This window comes from Gemmatimonadaceae bacterium (genome assembly GCA_020852815.1).
Taxonomy (GTDB): domain Bacteria; phylum Gemmatimonadota; class Gemmatimonadetes; order Gemmatimonadales; family Gemmatimonadaceae; genus SCN-70-22.
Window position 1 is genome coordinate 41106 of the sequence record JADZAN010000028.1, and the last position, 21536, is coordinate 62641.

Here is a 21536-nt window from a genome sequence, read left to right on the forward strand (position 1 = left end):
CGCTTCAATGGAGCCCCGCTCTAACGAGCGAGGAAGGTTCCTCGACGACTTTCCGGGTTTCGGTCTCCGTCTTCCGGCTTCAATGGAGCCCCGCTCTAACGAGCGAGGAAGGCACGGCCGCCGTGTCCAAGCGATTGCCCCATTTGTTGCTTCAATGGAGCCCCGCTCTAACGAGCGAGGAAGGAACGGAGCTGCGCCTCGCCCTCGCTCAGCCAGCGCAGGCTTCAATGGAGCCCCGCTCTAACGAGCGAGGAAGGAGGTGCGGCGCCGAGTGGACACCGTTCTTGACGTCGTGCTTCAATGGAGCCCCGCTCTAACGAGCGAGGAAGGAGTGGTGGACGCCATGAGGTGGACCCCCGCGACCCTCACGCTTCAATGGAGCCCCGCTCTAACGAGCGAGGAAGGAGGCGACACGGTGAAGCTCCTGGAGAAGCGCGCCGAGCTTCAATGGAGCCCCGCTCTAACGAGCGAGGAAGGAGCCACGAGCCGCGTCTCTATGGATGGTGCGGCGGCTAGCTTCAATGGAGCCCCGCTCTAACGAGCGAGGAAGGTGTGCGTTCGCCGCGTGCGCGCCCTGATACGTCAGCGCGCTTCAATGGAGCCCCGCTCTAACGAGCGAGGAAGGGCGTCGTCGCACGCTACGACGGTCGGCAGTGGGTTGGCTTCAATGGAGCCCCGCTCTAACGAGCGAGGAAGGCTGAAGGACGAACGCAACGCAGGAGAAGACCTGGTGCTTCAATGGAGCCCCGCTCTAACGAGCGAGGAAGGCAGCCTCTGCGTGGCGGGCACTCAGTGCCGACGAGAAGCTTCAATGGAGCCCCGCTCTAACGAGCGAGGAAGGGTAGCGCGTCGCGAGCCCGTACCGAAACGCGTCCGGGCTTCAATGGAGCCCCGCTCTAACGAGCGAGGAAGGTACCGCCTCTACCGATTCGGCGACGCGGGGCGGTGCGGGCTTCAATGGAGCCCCGCTCTAACGAGCGAGGAAGGCGCGTGATCGCGTACGCCCACTCGCGGCGTGAGCGCGCTTCAATGGAGCCCCGCTCTAACGAGCGAGGAAGGCCGAACACCATGAGGTTGGGCACGCCGCGCCCGTGGCTTCAATGGAGCCCCGCTCTAACGAGCGAGGAAGGCGGGCGCGGCTCGGCGCCGAATGGGGTGCAGTCGCGCTGGCTTCAATGGAGCCCCGCTCTAACGAGCGAGGAAGGTGCGGCGGCGGGATGCGCGCCCCAACCCACCGGGGGCTTCAATGGATCCCCGCTCTAACGAGCGAGGAGGGTGGATCAAGCTGGAAAAGGAGGAAGTATGACAGCAGAAGCTTCAATGGAGCCCCGCTCTAACGAGCGAGGAAGGTCCAACAGCGTCTTGATCCCGCTCTTGTTGAGCCAGCTTCAATGGAGCCCCGCTCTAACGAGCGAGGAAGGTACGACGATAAGCGGAACATCGAATCCGCGAGAATGCTTAATGGAGCCCCGCTCTAACGAGCGAGGAAGGCTATGAAGCTTTCGGTGGTAGAGATGCAAAGTTAGATGCTTCAATGGAGCCCCGCTCTAACGAGCGAGGAAGGGGTCTCCAGCGCCTCTGGGCTCTGCAGCATGGGCTGGCTTCAAGGGAGCCCCGCTCTAACGAGCGAGGAAGGAAGGCCGACGGGCGGATCGTGCGGAAGGTGAACAAGCTTCAATGGAGCCCCGCTCTAACGAGCGAGGAAGGGGCGCTGTTCTTCCCGGACGCGCTGATCCAGTGCCTGGAGCTTCAATGGAGCCCCGCTCTAACGAGCGAGGAAGGCAGGACAGGAGATTCTCGCCTTCGATCAGGACCGCTACGCTTCAATGGAGCCCCGCTCTAACGAGCGAGGAAGGCCCTACTCGACGCTTGGATCCTGCCCCACTGCAGAGCTTCAATGGAGCCCCGCTCTAACGAGCGAGGAAGGAAGGTTGCCAAGGCGCGTGTGAAGGAGTGTCTGTTGGGGCTTCAATGGAGCCCCGCTCTAACGAGCGAGGAAGGGGCGTTCTTCCCGGTCCTCACAGTGCGGGCGCACAAGCTTCAATGGAGCCCCGCTCTAACGAGCGAGGAAGGCCCATCGGGCGACCCAACACCGAGCCCCGACGATCGGCTTCAATGGAGCCCCGCTCTAACGAGCGAGGAAGGTCGCGTCGAGATACGCGATGACGTCGGCCTGCGTATCGAGGCTTCAATGTAGCCCCGCTCTAACGAGCGAGGAAGGCTCGCCGCGCTCGGGCGCACGCTCACGGTGCGCCGGGCTTCAATGGAGCCCCGCTCTAACGAGCGAGGAAGGGACGCGCAGCCCCTCTGCCGCACCCGTCGTCGTCGCGCTTCAATGGAGCCCCGCTCTAACGAGCGAGGAAGGCTGCGCACGCAGCGCGGGCGCCACCAGCACCCACGGCTTCAATGGAGCCCCGCTCTAACGAGCGAGGAAGGTTGGCGTAGCCGAAGACGAGCGCGGTGTAGGCGGGCTGGCTTCAATGGAGCCCCGCTCTAACGAGCGAGGAAGGAACGCCGCGAAGAACATCGGGGGGCGTATCATCGCGCTTCAATGGAGCCCCGCTCTAACGAGCGAGGAAGGTATCTCGGCTACGCCATCGAGGAGGAGGCCCCATGGCTTCAATGGAGCCCCGCTCTAACGAGCGAGGAAGGTTCGAGTCGCAGGTTCGTATCCTCGTAGGGGTTGTAGCTTCAATGGAGCCCCGCTCTAACGAGCGAGGAAGGTTGACGACGAGCCCGCGAAAGTCAGTCGCTATATCGAGCTTCAATGGAGCCCCGCTCTAACGAGCGAGGAAGGGGGTTGCCGCACGTGAAACGCTCGGTCGAGATTCAGCCGCTACAATGGAGCCCCGCTCTAACGAGCGAGGAAGGGATATCGGCGCCGCTGACGCTGGCGTACCCACGCGCGCTTCAATGGAGCCCCGCTCTAACGAGCGAGGAAGGAAGTCGCTGGCGGGGTTTTGTTTGACCGTGGCCAATTCCGGCTTCAATGGAGCCCCGCTCTAACGAGCGAGGAAGGGCGGAGATGAAGGAGTACGAGAGCAAGCGTCGCGTTGCTTCAATGGAGCCCCGCTCTAACGAGCGAGGAAGGCGCCAACGCCGCGCAAATGGCGATGATGCAACAGGCGCTGGCTTCAATGGAGCCCCGCTCTAACGAGCGAGGAAGGGGGCGCACGTTTTTCGACGCCCCCACGCATGTTATGCTTCAATGGAGCCCCGCTCTAACGAGCGAGGAAGGAGATCATCGCGCAACAGAACGAGATGCGCGGTTTCATGCTTCAATGGAGCCCCGCTCTAACGAGCGAGGAAGGGCCGTCTCCCCTTGACGACGGCCCCGGCGCGCGCGGGCTTCAATGGAGCCCCGCTCTAACGAGCGAGGAAGGTCCGGGAGACTTCCGTCCAATTGGTGCCGTCGTAGTAGCTTCAATGGAGCCCCGCTCTAACGAGCGAGGAAGGCAATCGTGTTCGTCGTCGCACGGAACCGCATTCCCCCGCTTCAATGGAGCCCCGCTCTAACGAGCGAGGAAGGATGCCAACGGGGTAGCCCTCTGGGGAGAGTACTAGCATGCTTCAATGGAGCCCCGCTCTAACGAGCGAGGAAGGCGACTGGGGCGCGGAGGAAGGAGACGATGACGACGCCGCTTCAATGGAGCCCCGCTCTAACGAGCGAGGAAGGCCGAATATGTGAGCGCGACCGCCTGCCCGCTGAGCAGGCTTCAATGGAGCCCCGCTCTAACGAGCGAGGAAGGCACCTGACGCCTTCTCGGCGAACCGGGCGGGGATGGGGCTTCAATGGAGCCCCGCTCTAACGAGCGAGGAAGGAAGCGGGCGCCCCGAGTCGGCGTTCTACCTCTGCCGACAGCTTCAATGGAGCCCCGCTCTAACGAGCGAGGAAGGCACGCTGTATCGGGACGCCATAGTGCGCGCGCGTAAAGCTTCAATGGAGCCCCGCTCTAACGAGCGAGGAAGGCTCGCTCCCGTTAGGCATCGGGAGGCGCCTCGCCGCTTCAATGGAGCCCCGCTCTAACGAGCGAGGAAGGTCGGTATTCGACGTCACCGCCCGAATAGCGACCTGGCTTCAATGGAGCCCCGCTCTAACGAGCGAGGAAGGGATGCTCGCGGCGGAGCAGTGGAGTGAACAACCTCTATGCTTCAATGGAGCCCCGCTCTAACGAGCGAGGAAGGCATTACCGCGCTCGTCTCGCTCGTCCGTGACGCCTCGCTTCAATGGAGCCCCGCTCTAACGAGCGAGGAAGGCCGATCATTCTCGCGCTGCCGACGATCGACGACGCGGAGCTTCAATGGAGCCCCGCTCTAACGAGCGAGGAAGGACGTTAGGCGCGCTCGAGGCAGCACCCGTGACCGCAGCTTCAATGGAGCCCCGCTCTAACGAGCGAGGAAGGGGCGTGACCTGGTGGAGGTGGACGATCGGCTGGGCGCAGCTTCAATGGAGCCCCGCTCTAACGAGCGAGGAAGGTGGCGGTGCGCAATCACGCTGTACGCCGTGTCGCAGCTTCAATGGAGCCCCGCTCTAACGAGCGAGGAAGGAGCGCACCCACTCCCAGGAGACCATCCCGTGACTGACGGCTTCAATGGAGCCCCGCTCTAACGAGCGAGGAAGGGACGTGGTGCGCAAGACGGGCTTCCTGCGCGATACCGTGCTTCAATGGAGCCCCGCTCTAACGAGCGAGGAAGGGCCAGAGGACGACCGCGACCGCGCCAGACCTGTCTTCCGGCTTCAATGGAGCCCCGCTCTAACGAGCGAGGAAGGACAACGGCACCAACGGCGAACTCCTCTGGATCTGCAAGAGCTTCAATGGAGCCCCGCTCTAACGAGCGAGGAAGGCACCATCTCCTCGTCGTCGCAGTCTGGCGGCACGTAGCTTCAATGGAGCCCCGCTCTAACGAGCGAGGAAGGTTCACTCGTCGTGAGGTCTACGGGGCCGAGGTGCCGGCTTCAATGGAGCCCCGCTCTAACGAGCGAGGAAGGGGGCGATGCGCGCCGGTGTCCCGCTAGAGGTGATGCGGCTTCAATGGAGCCCCGCTCTAACGAGCGAGGAAGGATGGACGGCGATGCGCTGAACGGGTCGTATCCGCAACTCGCTTCAATGGAGCCCCGCTCTAACGAGCGAGGAAGGTTGATAAGCTCGTTGTAGCGCTTCGTACGCTCGTGCGCTTCAATGGAGCCCCGCTCTAACGAGCGAGGAAGGGGCTCGGTGATCCTATTCCGGGGCGAGAATATCGACGCTTCAATGGAGCCCCGCTCTAACGAGCGAGGAAGGACGAGGTGAACGCCTATTGGGCGCGCACGGGCAAGGATGCTTCAATGGAGCCCCGCTCTAACGAGCGAGGAAGGGTCGGCTGGCACACGAGAGGAGGAGAGGATGCGACAGCTTCAATGGAGCCCCGCTCTAACGAGCGAGGAAGGATGTCTCTCTCTGGGAGGAGCGCCTCACATGACACCCGCTTCAATGGAGCCCCGCTCTAACGAGCGAGGAAGGCAGCTTGAGGCGAGAGAAGACGCGACGCTTCGCCGTGCTTCAATGGAGCCCCGCTCTAACGAGCGAGGAAGGACTACGACGCGTCGGGGGTGTGGGCGAGGGCAGCGGGCTTCAATGGAGCCCCGCTCTAACGAGCGAGGAAGGCACTCGACGTGCCCATGCGCACGATCACGGCGCACCAGCTTCAATGGAGCCCCGCTCTAACGAGCGAGGAAGGCTCACCATCGCGCCTTGGGAGGGATGATGTCGCACGCGCTTCAATGGAGCCCCGCTCTAACGAGCGAGGAAGGGGGCGGACCTGAGGAAGGGAGGTTGAAGATGCGCCGCTTCAATGGAGCCCCGCTCTAACGAGCGAGGAAGGTCGACGGCGTCATCACGTGGCCGGCGGAGTTCATGGCTTCAATGGAGCCCCGCTCTAACGAGCGAGGAAGGTACAACTGCGACTCCACAACCGAGGAGGTACCCAAGCTTCAATGGAGCCCCGCTCTAACGAGCGAGGAAGGGGGGAAGGCGGGGCGCCGGGGGCGTGGGGCGATCAGCTTCAATGGAGCCCCGCTCTAACGAGCGAGGAAGGCTGGCTTCCGCGCGATTATATCGAGCGCACGTTAGGCGCTTCAATGGAGCCCCGCTCTAACGAGCGAGGAAGGCCCGCGCCGGGACCGGTGGGGGTCACGTCCTGATTGCCGGCTTCAATGGAGCCCCGCTCTAACGAGCGAGGAAGGAGGCGCGATACGCGCTCGTGGACGCCGAGGGGACGTAGCTTCAATGGAGCCCCGCTCTAACGAGCGAGGAAGGGATGCAGGCGGCGGCGGAGGCGGCGGCGGCCGACGTGGCTTCAATGGAGCCCCGCTCTAACGAGCGAGGAAGGCTGATGGATCACGACACGGGTACACAGATCGGCCTCCTGGCTTCAATGGAGCCCCGCTCTAACGAGCGAGGAAGGGCGTAAGGCGTACATGATCGTGAACGGTTGGCCGAGCGGCTTCAATGGAGCCCCGCTCTAACGAGCGAGGAAGGCCCGCCGCCGAAACGCGCGGGCATCCAACAACTTAGCGGCTATCTCGCGAGCGGGTACCCTCATCGCCAGCTCACGACGACGCGCGCCACACGGCAGCGCTCGCAAGACACGACGCATCAACCACTTGAGACGCGCGAGCGGGGTCCACTCGCATCGCACCACCTCGCTGCTCGCGCCAGAGCTGGCGGTCATCGCAGGTCTCGCGCTCGACAGGCACACTCAGATCACCGTCGCCTGATACGAGTCCCGGCCGATCGCCAGTTGGCGGCCCAGCACGTCGAACGACGCCGCGAGCCGAGAGTCGGCGGCACCCAGGTCCACGATGAGAACGCGATCGTCCTTGAGATTGATCACCGCCGTTAGCCGCTCGTGCATGATCTGCCGCTCGACGGGCGAGAGATCGCATACGAAGAGCGAGTACTGCACCGGATCGCCGAAACCGTTCATCACACGATACGTCCGGCGCAGCCGCTGCGCATCGCTCACGTCATAGGCAACCAGGTACCGGCGCCGCATCGATCACCTCGTCGTGAACGCGCGGTAGTGCTCGGCTTCTCCCATCAGGACGGCGCGGAGCAGTCGCGCCTGCAGCTCCACGACACGGCGATAGCTCACCACATAGCCAAACATCGGGTGCGTGACGGTCTGGTTCATTCGTCGCTCATACGCGGAAATCACCGCGCGACGCCCGGTCGGCGACAAGGCGACGCCGCGCGCTCGGCGCACGAAGTCCTTCTCCACGACTTCGCCCTGATTGAACACGTTCAGCGTCACCGAGTCGCCCACCAATGGCCGGAACTCCTCCGCCAGGTCGAGTGCCAGGCTGGGACGACCGTAGTGCGGCGCATGCAGGAACCCGACGTACGGGTCGAAGCCGACCACGGCGGCCGCCAAGTTGCAATCGCGCACTAACAGCGCGTAGACGAACGACAGGACGGCGTTCACTTCGTCCTTGGGAGGGCGCCGATTGCGACCTCCTTCCGCGAACCGCTGCGACGCCCACGCCCCCGCCCCCTTGAGCAGTTGCGGGAGCGCACTGAAATAGAGTCGCGCCGCCATTCCCTCGATCCCCATGAGCTGATCGACGGCACGAGCTCCGCGCGTCTGCCTGGCGTGCATCGCCATGGTCGCCAGCAATCGGCGATCGGGCGCCGCATGGTTTCGGCGCAACAACGTGCGCTGGTTGAGGATCTTCCCCTCTGCCATGCGCCGCGCGATTTCGAGCGACGCCTCTGTCGCTCCCGCTACCGCATGCTGGCGTACGCGAAGGAGGACGTTCTTGTGTCCCAGTCCGCCGTTGAGGACGCCGACCAACCAACCGGTCGACGAATGAAAGGTCACCGGGATCCCCTCGTCGCAGACGGCGCGCATGGCTTGCGTCGTCAGCTGCACATTCCCGAACACCGACAGCGCCGAGGCGTCCAGCAATCGGACCGACACCGGCGGTTCGTCGGGCACCGTCACGTGCAATGCGTCGCCTCGCTTCCCGATCGTCCCGCCCTGTGCTTGCACATACACCGGAAGTGCATCGGGGCGCGCGGGGACGAGGCGCCGCACCTCATCGGGCGGTTCGCCGCTCCAGGCACGCGTTTCATCGGGGAGGCAGATGCCGCTGAGTGAGCATCGTACGCACTTGGGGCTGTCGCGGAGTGGCGGCGGGAGTCGCCCGCCCTCGGCCATCGCACGCGTCCCCTGCACCGCGTCCTGCGTCATCTCGATCAGCGACTCGTCGAATGCAACCTTGACGCGTGTCTTCGACTCGGCGAAGTACAACACACCCGCAGCGCATGAATAGCCGTTGTCGCGGAGAATCAGCCCCTGCAGGCACAATTGCACCCGCTCTGGGTCCCAGGCACGATTCGGTATGTCGGGCACCGCGCCCCGCTTGTACTCCACCGGAGTGGCCTCACGACCTTCGGCTTCGAGCAGATCGATGCGGGCGATGGCGCCGAGCCGGTCTGACGAGAGCAACACCGACCGAGCCGTGAGCGCAAGAGCCTCCGCGTCACCGCCGTCCGCGCTCGACGCTTCATCGTCCGGCGGCGCCGGCACATCAGTCGCGGGTTCCTTGTCGACTCGGCGATGCACCCAGCGTCCTTCGATGGTGTCGAGGTTGTCGTCCCACTCGCCCTGCACCCACTCCAGGAAGGAGAGGCGCGGGCAGTAGACGAACTCGTTCACCATGCGGGCGGGGACGAGGTCGGGGTGGGTGGGGGCAGCTAGTCCGGTTTCCGACAATCGGGCTCTCGAAGAGTTGTGTTGAGCACGACACGGGATTCAGCATGCCACGGAGGTCTGACATTCGGCCTCTCGGTCGACTGTGGGCCGAGCGGCAATACATGCTACTGATCACGGACAGCCAACTCACCGATGGTCTGTCTCCTCGACGGCGTGGAACAGCCCTCCACCGAGATGGCGTGTTCGTCCGAGCGAGAGCGGCCCGGCAACGCGCCGCTCGAAGCGCAGTTCCACATTCCCCGTGAGCCCGATCCCGGGCGCGCCCCGAACGTTGCTCGACTTCACTTTGGGCTCGGGAAGACCGAGGCGACGGCACTCCGCAACGACGTTGTCTGCGAGAATCTCCGTCGCCGCGCCTTCCTTCGCATGTCGTGTGACGACGTATGGTGTGATGGTTTTCCACACGCGCGAATGCCCTAGGAGCGAACTATCGCCTTCTCCAAAGTCCGCGGGAGAAAGCGCCAGGACTCCGGCGCGTCCCGCTCGCAGCTGGCGAAACCCGACAAGCGCGGCATCAAGGGCACGAAGGTGGTCCAGTTCCTGCGCCGTGGGCACGCGCCGCTCGACGATGTGCGGTGCGAGGACGAGCAACGTTCGCGCTTCTGGGTCGAAGGCGAATGAGAGATGAGAAGAATGAGATCGACTAATGGGAGCGCCGTCCTCCGCGTGACCGCTGAAGAAGGGTGCAAGCGGCTCGCGTTTGCCGAGTGTTGCCTGCACTCTCGCCATGACCGCGCGGCGCAGCGCTCGTGCAAGTTCGAGCGGGTGAGGCTGGTCAGCGAGGCCCTCGGTGATCGCGAAGACATATGTGTCCGGAACGACATCCCTTGCGGGCGCCATGAGCCCAAGCCCGAGAAAGCGCCCATCACCGATAAGTAGCGGGCCCTCGACCGGTGCGCCGAAAGCAACCTCGACGTGCCAGAGGCGCTCCTTGTCGAAGCGTGTTCCCGCGGCGAACGGCTCGACGCGTGCGCCGGCTCCGTCGAAAGGCTCACGCTGCAGGCGAATGCTCACCGCTGGAGTGCTCACGCCCGCATGACGGAGCGCTTGAACTACTGTCGCTCTCGCTCCCGAGACTTCCACGACGCGCTCGAGGCCGGACTTGGCCTCCGCAAGCTTTCTCGTTGGCTCGATGCGCCGGCGCCTGCCTTCCTCGGGGAGTACGACTGGCGTTACAGATCTGAATACTCGGGCCGCGGCGCCAACGCCGTAGTGCCGCAGCATGTCGTCCTCGGCCGATGGTGACAGGAGGACGTCCTTCACCTCACCCGTGTCCGCATCGAAGAGTTCTGCGCCCGAAAACGCCCAGCGAACATCCTCGTTTCGAAGCGGGCACGCCGCGGGGATTTCGACAAGGAGGCGCCGGATCGCGCGGTCTGCGTAGTGCATCCCGATGGATGGGATTGCGACGATCCGCACGCGGTCCTTGGCAGGCGCTGCGTTGGAACCATCCGGCTTGCGACCGACGAGATACCGGTCCACATCGTGAATCCGATCGGGCATGGCGGTGCTCAAGCGATCGCGAGCTGCTTCCCGCGCCGCTACGACGAGCGACGATGCGCCTGCGAGGGGCCACGCCACACGATGGTCCGTGTCGGCTGAAGAGCGAAGCTCGAAGACGTGGCGAACAGGAGGGCTCTCGTACGAGATCCTTCGATAGCTCGGTTGCGGCGGTTTGACGAAGACACGGTGGCCGTTCTCGGTACGAAATCGCGGAGCCTGATACCGACGTTCGAGGCTCTTGAACGATCCCTTATCTGGGCATGCCAGCAGAAGGGCGTTGCCCGCGCTCGGTCTCCGAGTAGTGCCGTTGTACTCGACGAGCTTTGCATCCAGCACCGTTTCCTCGAGAACCTCTCCCCAAGCCCAGGCCATATCAACGCCTCGCCCGAGCTGGTAGAGCTTCTCGGAGAGCGCGCAGATCTTGTCCGCCTGAGAAGCCCCGTCCTCCGCGAAAGGCCACGCGTAGATCCAGGGCATCGCTGCGTCGAAGTGGCGTGGCCTCCAAACCTTCTTGGCTCCGCGTGTCTTGGCGATGCTCCGAACATCGCCGCCAAACTTGTCGAGGTCGTTGTTCGGCAGGAACATCGTGACCGCCTGGCCACGCGTCATGCGCGGCGAAGCGATGATCGGGGCACCGGGGAGTGCTTCAAGCCAAGTAAGGGCTTCCTTGGTCTGTTGGTCGAGTGGTCCACTAATGCCAGCACCCGCCACGAGTGCTTGGAACAAGCGAAAAGGCGACGGCAGCTCGGCACCGTCTCCGTGATAGCGTCCCTCGTGTGCGCGCACGTAGATGGTCAGATAGCGGGTCATTGTTTGGGCTGCTCACTCTCTGGACCTTCGTCGGCCTTCTTCACGAGCAGCTTCTTCGCCTCTTTGAGATCGAACTCGTGCTCGAGGTCGGGCTTGTCATCCTTCATGAGTCCGCTGGGCCACTTCGCCTTGAACGGCGTCGCAGCGTCAATCGCATACGCAACAAGTTGGTCATGCTTCGGGAGGCTCACGGCGGTGGGCTCGCCGCGGCGCGGGACTTTCGTCCAAGCATCGTCGTTGGCGTAGCGAAGCAGGCATCCCTCGCGCAGGAAAAGTTCGAGATCCGCAGTGGCCGCCAGAAGCGAGAGCCCGAGCAGGTACCTCTGAAGCTCAGTGGTTTCGGTGCCGTCCTTGCCGCGAATGCCTCGAAGCGCCACGAGGTTAATCGTGACGTCGCGCTCGATGCTTCCCTTGGCGAGCACACCACCGAGCACGCGCGCATCCGGATTGGGGGCGTCGTCGCGGAGCTTTGGGATAGCGAGTTTCGTTGGCCGAAACACAGCGGGAGCGTCGGCGAATCCAACAGTTGAGAGTTTGACGCCCTTTCCCTTCGGGGCCTTGTCGAGCTCCTTCTTCTGCTCCTCGCTCAGCGCCTTCCACACCGAGTTGAACTGTGCGGCGCTGTGCAGGATCTCGACATCCCATGCGCGAATGATCGAGCGCACCAAGCGAGGACGCTTTTCACCGGAGCCGCCGCGTGAATCCCACACGCCGAAGACAAGCGAGGTCGGGGCGATTGCAGCGAGTGGAGCGGCGTTACCGTTGTTGCGTAGGGCCTCAAAGGCCTTGGCGATCTCAGGGGCGAGCGTCCGGCTCGCGAGCACGACGGCATCCGCGCTGCGATGTGCGAGGTCGAGGAGCGAACGCTTCTCGACGTGGCCATCTTCACCCTCTTGCTTCTTCTTTCCCGTCTTGCCGTCCGCCCTGTGCAAGATGATCTCGATCTGCGGCACCAACCTCGCGAGCGGGTTCAGCTCATTACCCTCTGCGTCCCTGCCGGTCGACCTGAAGATGGGCTCCAAGCGATTTGCCTGGGACCCGACCGTGTCGATCGTCGCGACGCACGTGCCGTCCGCGAGAGTATCGATGTTGTAACCGATGTCGGCGTACGTTGGAGGGAAGATGACGCCGCGGCCGCTTTCATCCGAATCGACGGGAAGGAGCTTCTGTCGCAGATGGAGGGCGACCGGACCATCGGGTTGCAGACACGAATCGAGGAACTCGGCAGCGCTCGGCGATTGAGTGGTGTCCTGTCCGGGCTTCGATGTCATGCTAGGTCTCCTGATGTAGGAAAGGTGCGATTCTGCTACTACGGGCCTGCTGGGTTCGAGTCAGCTCATCGGAAGGTCGCAATCCTTCGTGACCTTCCGGTATCGCTGCGAGCGCGAGGAGCCGGCCGCGAACCTCGGCGAGCAAGTTCTCTAGCAGACTCCCGGAATTCGCTTCGCCCAGCTCCTGCAGGACGTCCCGGACGAGAGGCTGGCTCAGAAACATGTCGGTGCTCGACCAGAGCTTGGCGGCCTGCATGCGGGTGCGCGCCTCGTTCATGAGCTCGGGCGTGGGGTCGGTGTGCGCGACGTCGTTGCGGAGCTCGCGGATGTTGCCCCCGAGCGCGTCAGCGACCTGCTTCAACACGTTGCTCTGGAGGAAGTGCTTGGCGATGCGAGCACCGGGACCGCCGTCCCCGTCATGCACCCAGTACCAATCGACGCCGTCGACCTTGTCTTTCAGTTCGAATGGGCGGCTCCGATCGTCATCGCCGGAGCGGCCACCTTGTCTGAGGAGCTCGTCGCTCGGTGGCGCTTTGCCGTTCTTGACCTTGAAGTAGCGGCGCCTATGCGGGTCGGCGGAGCGCTCGAAGTGCTCGAGCAGCTTGTCCCACAGCGCGGCTTCAAAGAACGCAACGGTTCCATGCACGGCTCTTGGGAGGTCTCCCGCGCGGAGTGCCAACTCGACGCGCAGCGCGGCCCGAACCGCCATGCGCGGATGGCTTAGCACCGCGAGGTTGCAATTCGGCGGCAGGGGCAGCGATGCGGCAAAGTCCGCGAGCCATTTGATGACCTGCGTCCATTCCTGGCTAGGGGCGCCTTCGAGATGGCTGACGGCGCCCCACGCGCCGAGGAGGTCGCCCTTCTCGACGAGTGAAAGAGCATGCCAGCGTGCTCTGTAGCCAGCGGCCGGGTGGAACGTCTCGGGCACCGCCTGATCGTGCTGCGAAGCGAATTTGCCGTCGGGAACCTCAAGAACTTGCACCGAGGCGCTCCCCACCGCATGCAGGCGCACGAGCTCCTCGATCACGGCGTTTGCGGCTGCGAGCCCGCCAGTAGTCGCCACGACAACTCGCTCCGGCTTCACGGCCTCGAACTCGGCAGCGATCGCTTCCGCGATCCGCTCGACAACGGTCCGCCGGACGACGCTGTCCATTGCATTCAAGCGATCCTCGAGCCGCTCGTCACCTTCGAGGACCGCGACACGTTGAATCCGGGAGACGCGGCGTTCGCGCAGCCGGCGTTCGAGCACGGTGCCGGCCTCTCGCGGATCGCTCCTGAGCGTTCGACGTGTCTCGAAGAGGAGCGCTGCAGAAGGTAGTGCATCACCGAACAAGGCGAGCACGGCATCGAGCTTCGGCGTGCAGAGGAGCAGATCACCTTCTGGAAGTGTGCCGATCCGATTCCCCTTCTCTGTCGGAACCTTGACGATGCCCCAGGTGCGCTGCGCGATCGCGTCATGGAGATCGCCGCACACCTTCCCTTCAAGTTCGTGACGGATGCCGTTGACCACGACCTGTACGTCGGTTTGACCCGCCGTCATCACGAGTAGCGTCGTCATGGTGATCTGCCGTTCTTGTAGCGCCGGTTGCGCGAGTGCTCGGCACGCAGCGAGGTGTGGAACGTGTAGATTGCACCGTCTTTGCAGGGATAGTCCGCCGCTTCAGGATGGTTGCGGCGATGGATTGCGACCCACTGGTCTTGGGTCGATAACTTCTGGTGATTGTTCTTGACCCACGCTGCGAGGTCACCTTTGGGGCGAAGCGTCGGCACCTCACCAGCCTCATCGAGCAGCAGAAGCTGCTTGGCTTCAATCCGTACGCTACCCCAGCCGAGCGGGCGCGCGTAGCCGAGCTTTGAGCAATAGCCCTCGGTGTGCGTGCCATCGAGCACAGCCTTGAACTGATCCGGGCAGAGTGCGACGGCAATCGCCGCCAGCTCGGCGGCCTCGAGATCACGGAAGCGCACTGTGAATCGGAACGTGCGCCCAGGTTTCGACGCCTCGAGTGCGAGCGTGCTGCGGTCGTTTTGCTTGTTCGTGTTGGAGTCATCCACCCACGGCGCGCCTTCGTAAGCGTCCTTGCGGTCGAGATAGAACTTGCGGCCTGCCAGGTCGCCGGGCGCGTCGTAGCCCGCGGCGTCACCGTACGTCGCGAGCGTAGCCTTGTCCGATGGTCGCGAGTGCGGATGGTGCGGCTGCTTGAGGTAGTGCTCGACCGCGCTCGGACGAGGCATGCCGAGCTCCTTGAGGAAGGTCGGCTTCAGGAAGCGTTCGTCGTCGGAGTCATTGTCGCCGACGACCTCGAGCCCCGCGTTTACGAAGATGCGGCCCATGAGCTGCGCGTGATCGTTCTCGCCGATGCCCGCGCTGCCTTCGTTGTCGCCGGTGTACCCAAAGATCCGCCGCACCGCCGACAGCGCTTTCGGCGCTCCATTGCCATCCTTTTCTCGCTCCTCGTCGAGCGGGAAGAGGCCGAAGCGTTCGATTTGGCCACGCGTCTTGCGGACCGAGTCGGTGTATGCCCAGCGATAGTAGTAGTGCCAGCCTAGCGAGACGATGCAGCAATTTTCGGTGTCCCACTCGACCCAGACGAAATCGCCGGGTTGAAAGACCACAGACCTTGCCGCGTCGCGAATGCGCGCCGTCGCTTTCGCTCCGTACTCCTTCGCGTCAGGGTGACGCTCACTGAAGTGTCCCGTCGCTTCATCGACGAGGTGGCGAACCGTCGCGAGGTAGCTCTCCTGCACTTCTTGTGAGAGTGTCGCCGTGTGAGTCGGCAGGGCCGGATTGGCGGTGAGCTCGCTGTGCAGGTTGCGCTTGGAATTGAGTCTCACGCCCGCGCCCTGACCGCCACGGTAGGCTGCTCCGCGACCGTCATCGAAGCGGTAGTAGTTCGCACCTTGGTCGTGCCTCTTGTCGTATCGGAGGTTCGTCGGCAGCAGCTCGAGCTTCGTCGGCACGCGAACTTTCGTCTTGTCGTCGAGCGCCTTCATCTCGATTCCGTTGTTAGGCACACGAGCGATGCGCGCGATGAGTTTGGGGTTAGGTTGATTCGGGAAGAGCGCGTTCGGACGGTAAGAGTACGAGCGCTCGGCGACGCGCTCCATCGGTGCGCCGAGCAACGCGCCCAGCTCATGGCGAAGCAATCCCTTCAGCGAATCGCCGGGGATGATGACCGGCCGCTTCCCCCACGGCGCGCGCAGCGGGCAGAGCACCGACTTCTTGTTTGCGAGTTGTGTGCCTTCGAGGTTGGCCGGGACCGGCCAGTCGCTCTCGCTCTCGCCGACGAGCCCGCGCTCCCAGCCGGCGAGGAGCGGCGTGAGCGTCTTGAACTCGAAGCGGAGTTCCCCTGAGAGACGCTCCTTGCTGCTCGTGCCGTCGTGCCAGATGGGGGTGGAGGTCTTCAGGTCTTTAGGGAGCGAGACGAAGCCGTAGGGCTTGCCGGGGAGCGGCTGCGCGTTGTTCGCCGGGACTGCTTGTCGACCGTGCGGTGCCCCGCCGCGCTGCCCCCCTCCTTGATGGTATGAGTCGCCTCGCGGTTGCTGAAGCGCGCCTTGTCGCGGTTGCGGCTGGGCGGGTTTGGGGGCCGCAGCTGCGGCGATGACAGTATCCCCGCTATCGATCGCTTCAAGCCCTACAGCTTGGAGCTTGGCGCGGACCAGCTCGATGTGCGTGTCCTTCGACGCGCAGATGATGAACTCGGTGGCGACGGCGGTGCCGACGATGTCGAGGTGCGGCATTCCAAGCTGGTTGCTCTTCAGCTTGTTGATCGCGCTCTGGTCGCGCGGCTTTCCGTCGAGCGTCTTGACGCGGATGCGGTGCTGCTTCTCGGGTTTTCCGGGCATCAGCGCTGCTCCTGGGTGAGGGTGAAGCCGAGCACCTCGTCGCCGCTGTGCCACTCGCGCAGAAGCACGCTACCTTCAGTCTTGGCTGCCGAGAAGCGCTGGAAACCGTGTAGGCGCGCGGGCGTGTAGACAACGCGAATCTGCTTCGCGTCGCCGGCCTCCGAGTCAAGTTCCTCGATGAGCACTAAGCGCGCGCCGCTCGAGGTGCGGACGGCTCGCCAGACTGCGCGTTCGGCGTAGAACGCGATCTCGTCGACCTGGAGCGTGTCGTCGTCATCGGGCCACTGGCGACCGAAGGTCGACGGCGGCGTGGCCTTTCTAAGATCGATGGTCGGATCGCACCACCACGCGACGAGTTTCGCGCCGAGCGCCGCCTTCGCGAGCTTCGCGGCGGCTCCGAGCGTGAGCGGCTCGGTGATCGTGCCGGTCCTGGTGCGCACCCATGCATCGGCGGCGGCGGGACGCTCGATGAAGGTGTGCGTCGAGCCTGCGCCGACCCTTGTCTGTTCTATGGGCTCTTTCGGCGGCGTCCCCGTTCTCACACTCGCCACGTCATCGATAACCCACTGGCTCGCCTGCCAGTGCCCCGCGCCTGCACCGCGCGTCTTGTGACCGCCGACCAGTAAATGTCCGAGCGTGCCGAGCGCGACCTGACGATCGACGAGTTGCATCAATGGCGCGACCTCTTTTTCCGTCGCGCCTTCGACAACGATGCGCACCGGAAACGTGCCCCGGAGAAGACGCACGGCATCGCGCTTGGCGCTGCCGTAGGAGCCCGCCGAGAACTCGTCCTCGGCGTGCATGTGCAGCTTGGCCGCCGCCCACTCGCCTTCGGCGCGCGCGTCGCGGATGAGGATGCGACTGCTCTTCCTGACCGTGCCGAAGCACTTCCCGGCCGGGTCATTGTCGCCGACGTCGCCCAGCACGAGGTGCGGGTCCTTCACCTCGCGCCCTGCCGCGCGCTCTAGCCGCGAGAAAGCGTGCCGAAGCGGTCCGCGTACGCTCGCACCCGGGAGCAGCGGGCGATCTCCGTCCATCAGCAGCGCGCGATCCGTGCTCAACGCGTCGGGTGTGGCCGCGTCCGTCGCCCACGCGGGCTTGGCCCAGAGGCCGTCGCCCGTCAGCTGCACCGCGCGCTCGGAGTCGTGCGGGCCGACGGCTAGCATGTCGAGTCCCCACGCGGCTTCGTTGGGCTCGGGCTTGTACTCACCGAACGAGACGTTCACGTCGAGCGTACGGAAACACCAGGTTCTCGTGGGCTCTACGATGGGCACGTCCGCGAGCGCGTTCGGAAGCGCCGTGCGGTCCGACGTCACCCATGCCTCGTAGTCCGCGTCATCGAGTCGGTACGCCTTCAACTCATCGAGATGGCACCATCCGAGCCCGCGCGCGGCGCCGCCACCGAGCCAGCAGCGCCCCTTGGACCAGTGCTCGGCGAGCACGTAGCCGAGGATGCCCTCGGCCTCGTTGAAGTCGGCGTTGTCGAGCGCATGCGAGCGGTCGACGCGGAAGCTGAGTTGCCACGTCGTACCAGCGGGGATGACCTCGCGGTCGTAGAGCACACCAGTCGCGCGTGCTCCAGTCTGATGACGAATGCCGACACCCGCCCGAATGCGCGGAACGCCCGTCGCGGTAGCATCGGCGAACTCCCAGGCGGAGCGGCGCAACGCCCCATATTTGATGTCGTCGGAGACCGCCCGCGGCAGCGGCTCGAAGAAACGCTTGGCCATCGCGACGGCAGCTCCTTTGAGGCCGCGACCCACAAGCGTCGGTACGCCGTCTACGAGCGCGAAGGGCTGATCGGCGCTGGTCTCGCGGTCGAGACCCGAGACTGAGAGCGCCGAGTCCTGCACGAGGGTGGCGGTGAAGAGCGTGAGCTTCGTGGTCATGGTGTCTCCTTGGACTTCGGACGCGAACTGGCTCGCAGCCAGCGCACGAAGAGGCGCGCGTGAAGGGCACGCTCTTTCGACGACAGCGCTTTGTCGTTGAGGTTGCCGAGGATTGCCTTCGCATCGGAGTCTTTCCAGCTCTTGCCACCCGCCGTGGTCGGGTTAAGGCGACCGGACAGCGCGTTCGGATCGCCGCGTTCGAGATCGCCGACGAGGTCGAGCCATTGCGAGAGGCTCGGTTTGCGATCAATGCCGCCACCGGGCCGCGCCAGCGCCTTATGCAAACCGAACCACTCCTGCGTCCTCGCGGCAATGGCCTCTTCCGGGGCGTCATTGTGCGGCGTCGGAGCACTGCTCGCAGTGGTCTCACCAGTCACGCCCGGGAGCACAGCATCGATGCGGAAGCATCCGAAGCCTTCGTGCGTGCGCTCGCCAAGCCACTCGTGCCTCGCAGCGCGCTCCGCGAGCTTCGCGACGCCTGTGCCGGATACTTCATAGACCGATCCACGCCGAACAGCGGCCGCGGGCATGCGCCAGAGGCGCGATGTGCCGTTGAAGCCGTGGACCATCACACTGTCCTGCATCGACTCCCCCAGCTGAACATCTTCACCCAGCAGCTCCTTCAGCGCGGCCTGGTCGAGCGCCGTACGCCAGCGCAGGAATTCATCACGCACGAGCAGATCCGACGTGAGCGTGAGGCGCATCGTGGGCTCCGTCGTGGTTGCGGCGGCAGCGCCAACCCACACGATACCTGCCACCTCGACGGGCGCTCCGGCACGTCCTACGCGCAGCCACCGTTGCCCTCCGAGCACGGGCCCGAGCCTCTCCGCGAGCTTCTTTAAGTCATCAGCGGAGCCCTGAAGCTCGGCGAGAAAGTGCGTCTCCTCGACGATCTGTTCGATGGCGAAGAGCGAGGCGTCGGCCTGTTTGGGATCGGGTCTTCCGTTGCGCAGCCGCACCCGGCGCGCCGGTCGGAAGGTCGTCCATGCGGGACTCGTGCTCTCCCGGTAGACAAAAAGGTCGTCCTCTGGACGTTTCAGTTTTTGCTGGACGTTCCATGCATCGTGTCGCCCGGTCGGTAATATCTGTTGGGCCCACCAGGGCAAACCAGCTGCCGCACCTTTCGGCTTCTCACTCTGTAGCGATAGCGGCGCCGGAAGAACCTCCGCACTTCTGAGATTCGAGGGTTCGTGCGGCAGAGGTAGCGCGTCGCTCACCGACACGCGCCGCGACGTGAGAAGCGAGGCCGTATCGCGGTCACCGTCGCCAATTAGCCACGCGGCCAGAGCGCCAAGCAGTGTGCGGCCGGGCACAAACGCGAGGCTCGGGATCAGGTTGTCTGGCGTCGCCGTCGCCGTGATGCAGATCGGATCGCGGTTCTTGAGAAGGAGCACGAGGCGGCCCGTAGACGCGCCAGTGGTTCGCGATGTATTGGCTACCTCGGATAGCGAGAGCGTTACCCTCCCTGCGCCGGTGGCGCGACCCCCTCCGAGCGCGTCGACCTCCTGCACGAGCCGCCTCAGCGTGTCGAGCTGGCTTGCGGGCAGCTCGACCTCGCCAACGAGCTTCGTCCCCTTCGGCACGTACTCGATGACCCGCAGCGTGTCGTCCTTCGGCGCGCGGTTTTCGAAGGACTCACGCGCGGTTGACCGCCAGATGCGGCGCTCGGGGTTGTCTTTCGCATAGAGCGAGGTAAAGACGGCGCGCTGCTGGTCGCCACCGGCACGACCGAAGAACTTTCCCGCCTCGTCGTCGCCACGCAGCCTTCGCGCCGCGTCGCGCAACACGCCTTCGACGTGTGAGGCCCAGATGACGGGCCGGTCGTAGCGATCACGCGCGATGAGCGCATCTATGCCGCCGCCACCCGAACCCGTGCCGAGGTGCGCATCCGAGAGGAATTCGGCAGTCAGCGTCTGGCGAACCCACCTGTCAAACATGGGCGGCCTCCTGTTCCGCTCCGGTACCTTGGGACTTGCTACCAAGGCGGACCATCTCGGCGACTTCGACCAAGTCGAGCAGCGGGGTGATCCTCGGCCCGTTGTTCGACGACTGTCGCCACACCTCCTTCACGCCCGCCTTGGCGAGCGGTCCCTTCGCGTCTTTCGGAAGCTCGGCGAACGCCAGCTCCGCGAGTGCGCGACCTCGTGGGAGCTGCTCAACCAAATAGCGGAGCTGCGAACGCGGTGCACCGGCGAGCTGCTGAGCACCCTCCATGAGGCCCTGCAACGAGTCGACGTCCTTTCCGAGCACATTTACCGGCCGCTGCGAGAGCACGCGCAGTTCGTTACCACTGCCGCGCAGCCAGTCTCGCCTACGCACCCCCGCGGGCTCGTCGACCCACGCGGTGCTGTAGACGGCCCAGTCGACGACGGATTGCTTCACCTCGTCGTCTTTGAACCCACGGAAGCGGCGCTTGGCGGATCCGGCAAGCTGCTCGGCGACTTCGTGCAGTCGGTGAATGGGGATGGTGTGCCTGGCGATGACCACGCCCACGCCGAGGGTCAGCTTGAAGCCGGTGCTGTCCTTCTGGAGCGACTCCAGCTCCGCGCAGAGCGTGACGACGAACGGCAGCGCAGTTTCTGCGCGCGTCACGAGCAAGAGGTCGTCGCCGCCGAGCATCAACAGGATGAGCGGCGCCTTAGTCTGGTCGAGGCAGTGCGCATCGATTGCCTTGCTCAGCGCACGCCGGAGCAGCACGCGATTGCGATGGAAGAACGCAGCGCGCTCGCTGTCCGGCTTGTCTTTGCCAAGACCACTGCCGACGCCGTTGCCGTCGGCGTGGATTAGCGCTAGGTAGCCGTTGCCCACGAGCTCCTTCAGCTCTTGCGGTCGATTCAACGTTCTTAGCTTGGTCGTGTCGCTCAGCAGGCTGGCGACGTCAACCGCCGAGCTGTCCTCGGTGCGACGAGCCGCGTCGTGGCGCTGGGCGACGTCGCGCGAGACGGCGGGACGCTCATCGCCTTGCTCGACGATGGCCGACGCGAGCCCGCGTCCGGTCCACTCGCAGGGGGCGAGAACCGGCAGCTCGGTCGAGAGATGCACTTGGCTCTTAGTCCGCGGCGTGCCGTCGATGGAGATGCGAAAGCGCAGACCCGGCAGTTTGGAGTGCAGGAGCCGCGCGACCGCGTCGGCGAAGGCCCCGGCGCCACTTGCGAAGTGGGCCTCGAAGTGTCCGCCATCGCGCGAGATAATGCCATCCTTCGCGTCGGCGGCGGGATCGTCGTGATCCTTCAGCGGATCGTTCGAGTCGGCGGCAGGGTAGCTCTCCGAGCTTGGAGCCAACATCCAGCCGCAGCCAGCTTTTCGCGCCAACCCCGGCAGCGCGATGCGCAGGGTCTCTCCTAGCAGCGCGTTTGCGCCAACCATCGCCCGCAGGCGCGGCACGGCGAAGAGCCACGTCTGTACACGCGAGAACTCGATGTGGACGCGCTTAACCTTGGTGACGACGGTCATGTTGTCTTCT

At 64.5% G+C, this 21536-nt stretch carries 9 protein-coding genes and 1 CRISPR repeat array; all 9 genes read right to left on the minus strand.

Annotated features, from left to right (window positions below; genetic code table 11):
• The first annotated feature begins 1 nt into the window (after position 1).
• Positions 2-6518: direct repeats of the CRISPR family, unit length 36 nt; unit sequence GCTTCAATGGAGCCCCGCTCTAACGAGCGAGGAAGG.
• A gap of 220 nt (positions 6519-6738) precedes the next feature.
• Positions 6739-7035, minus strand: a complete 297-nt coding sequence (gene cas2 / locus IT359_15415; GenBank protein ID MCC6930373.1) for a CRISPR-associated endonuclease Cas2 — start codon at positions 7033-7035, stop codon at positions 6739-6741.
• Positions 7036-7038: 3 nt separating this feature from the next.
• Positions 7039-8703, minus strand: coding sequence for a CRISPR-associated endonuclease Cas1 (cas1, locus tag IT359_15420; protein MCC6930374.1), 1665 nt, complete (start codon positions 8701-8703; stop codon positions 7039-7041).
• Positions 8704-8883: 180 nt separating this feature from the next.
• Positions 8884-11070 (minus strand): type I-U CRISPR-associated protein Cas5/Cas6, encoded by a 2187-nt coding sequence (cas5u6u, locus tag IT359_15425; GenBank protein MCC6930375.1) that lies wholly within the window; start codon positions 11068-11070, stop codon positions 8884-8886.
• A complete protein-coding gene (cas7u, locus tag IT359_15430) occupies positions 11067-12341 on the minus strand; it encodes a type I-U CRISPR-associated protein Cas7 (GenBank protein ID MCC6930376.1) in 1275 nt (424 codons plus the stop codon). The genes cas5u6u and cas7u overlap by 4 nt, the downstream gene beginning before the upstream one ends.
• Before the next feature lies 1 nt (position 12342).
• Positions 12343-13899, minus strand: a complete 1557-nt coding sequence (locus tag IT359_15435; GenBank protein MCC6930377.1) for a hypothetical protein — start codon at positions 13897-13899, stop codon at positions 12343-12345.
• Complete coding sequence (locus tag IT359_15440; protein ID MCC6930378.1) at positions 13896-16184, minus strand: hypothetical protein; 2289 nt, start codon at positions 16182-16184, stop codon at positions 13896-13898. The genes IT359_15435 and IT359_15440 overlap by 4 nt, the downstream gene beginning before the upstream one ends.
• Positions 16184-18073, minus strand: a complete 1890-nt coding sequence (locus IT359_15445; GenBank protein ID MCC6930379.1) for a hypothetical protein — start codon at positions 18071-18073, stop codon at positions 16184-16186. The genes IT359_15440 and IT359_15445 overlap by 1 nt, the downstream gene beginning before the upstream one ends.
• Positions 18070-20010, minus strand: a complete 1941-nt coding sequence (locus IT359_15450; GenBank protein ID MCC6930380.1) for a hypothetical protein — start codon at positions 20008-20010, stop codon at positions 18070-18072. Before IT359_15450 ends, IT359_15445 begins: the two co-directional genes overlap by 4 nt.
• Positions 20003-21526, minus strand: coding sequence for a hypothetical protein (locus IT359_15455; protein ID MCC6930381.1), 1524 nt, complete (start codon positions 21524-21526; stop codon positions 20003-20005). The genes IT359_15450 and IT359_15455 overlap by 8 nt, the downstream gene beginning before the upstream one ends.
• Between the last annotated feature and the right edge of the window lie 10 nt (positions 21527-21536).

Coding starts and splice junctions, on each gene's coding strand:
- cas2 (MCC6930373.1), bottom strand. CDS start 7,035: ATGCGGCGCCGGTACCTGGTTGCCTATGACGTGAGCGATGCGCAGCGG.
- cas1 (MCC6930374.1), bottom strand. CDS start 8,703: ATGGTGAACGAGTTCGTCTACTGCCCGCGCCTCTCCTTCCTGGAGTGG.
- cas5u6u (MCC6930375.1), bottom strand. CDS start 11,070: ATGACCCGCTATCTGACCATCTACGTGCGCGCACACGAGGGACGCTAT.
- cas7u (MCC6930376.1), bottom strand. CDS start 12,341: ATGACATCGAAGCCCGGACAGGACACCACTCAATCGCCGAGCGCTGCC.
- IT359_15435 (MCC6930377.1), bottom strand. CDS start 13,899: ATGACGACGCTACTCGTGATGACGGCGGGTCAAACCGACGTACAGGTC.
- IT359_15440 (MCC6930378.1), bottom strand. CDS start 16,184: ATGCCCGGAAAACCCGAGAAGCAGCACCGCATCCGCGTCAAGACGCTC.
- IT359_15445 (MCC6930379.1), bottom strand. CDS start 18,073: ATGACCACGAAGCTCACGCTCTTCACCGCCACCCTCGTGCAGGACTCG.
- IT359_15450 (MCC6930380.1), bottom strand. CDS start 20,010: ATGTTTGACAGGTGGGTTCGCCAGACGCTGACTGCCGAATTCCTCTCG.
- IT359_15455 (MCC6930381.1), bottom strand. CDS start 21,526: ATGACCGTCGTCACCAAGGTTAAGCGCGTCCACATCGAGTTCTCGCGT.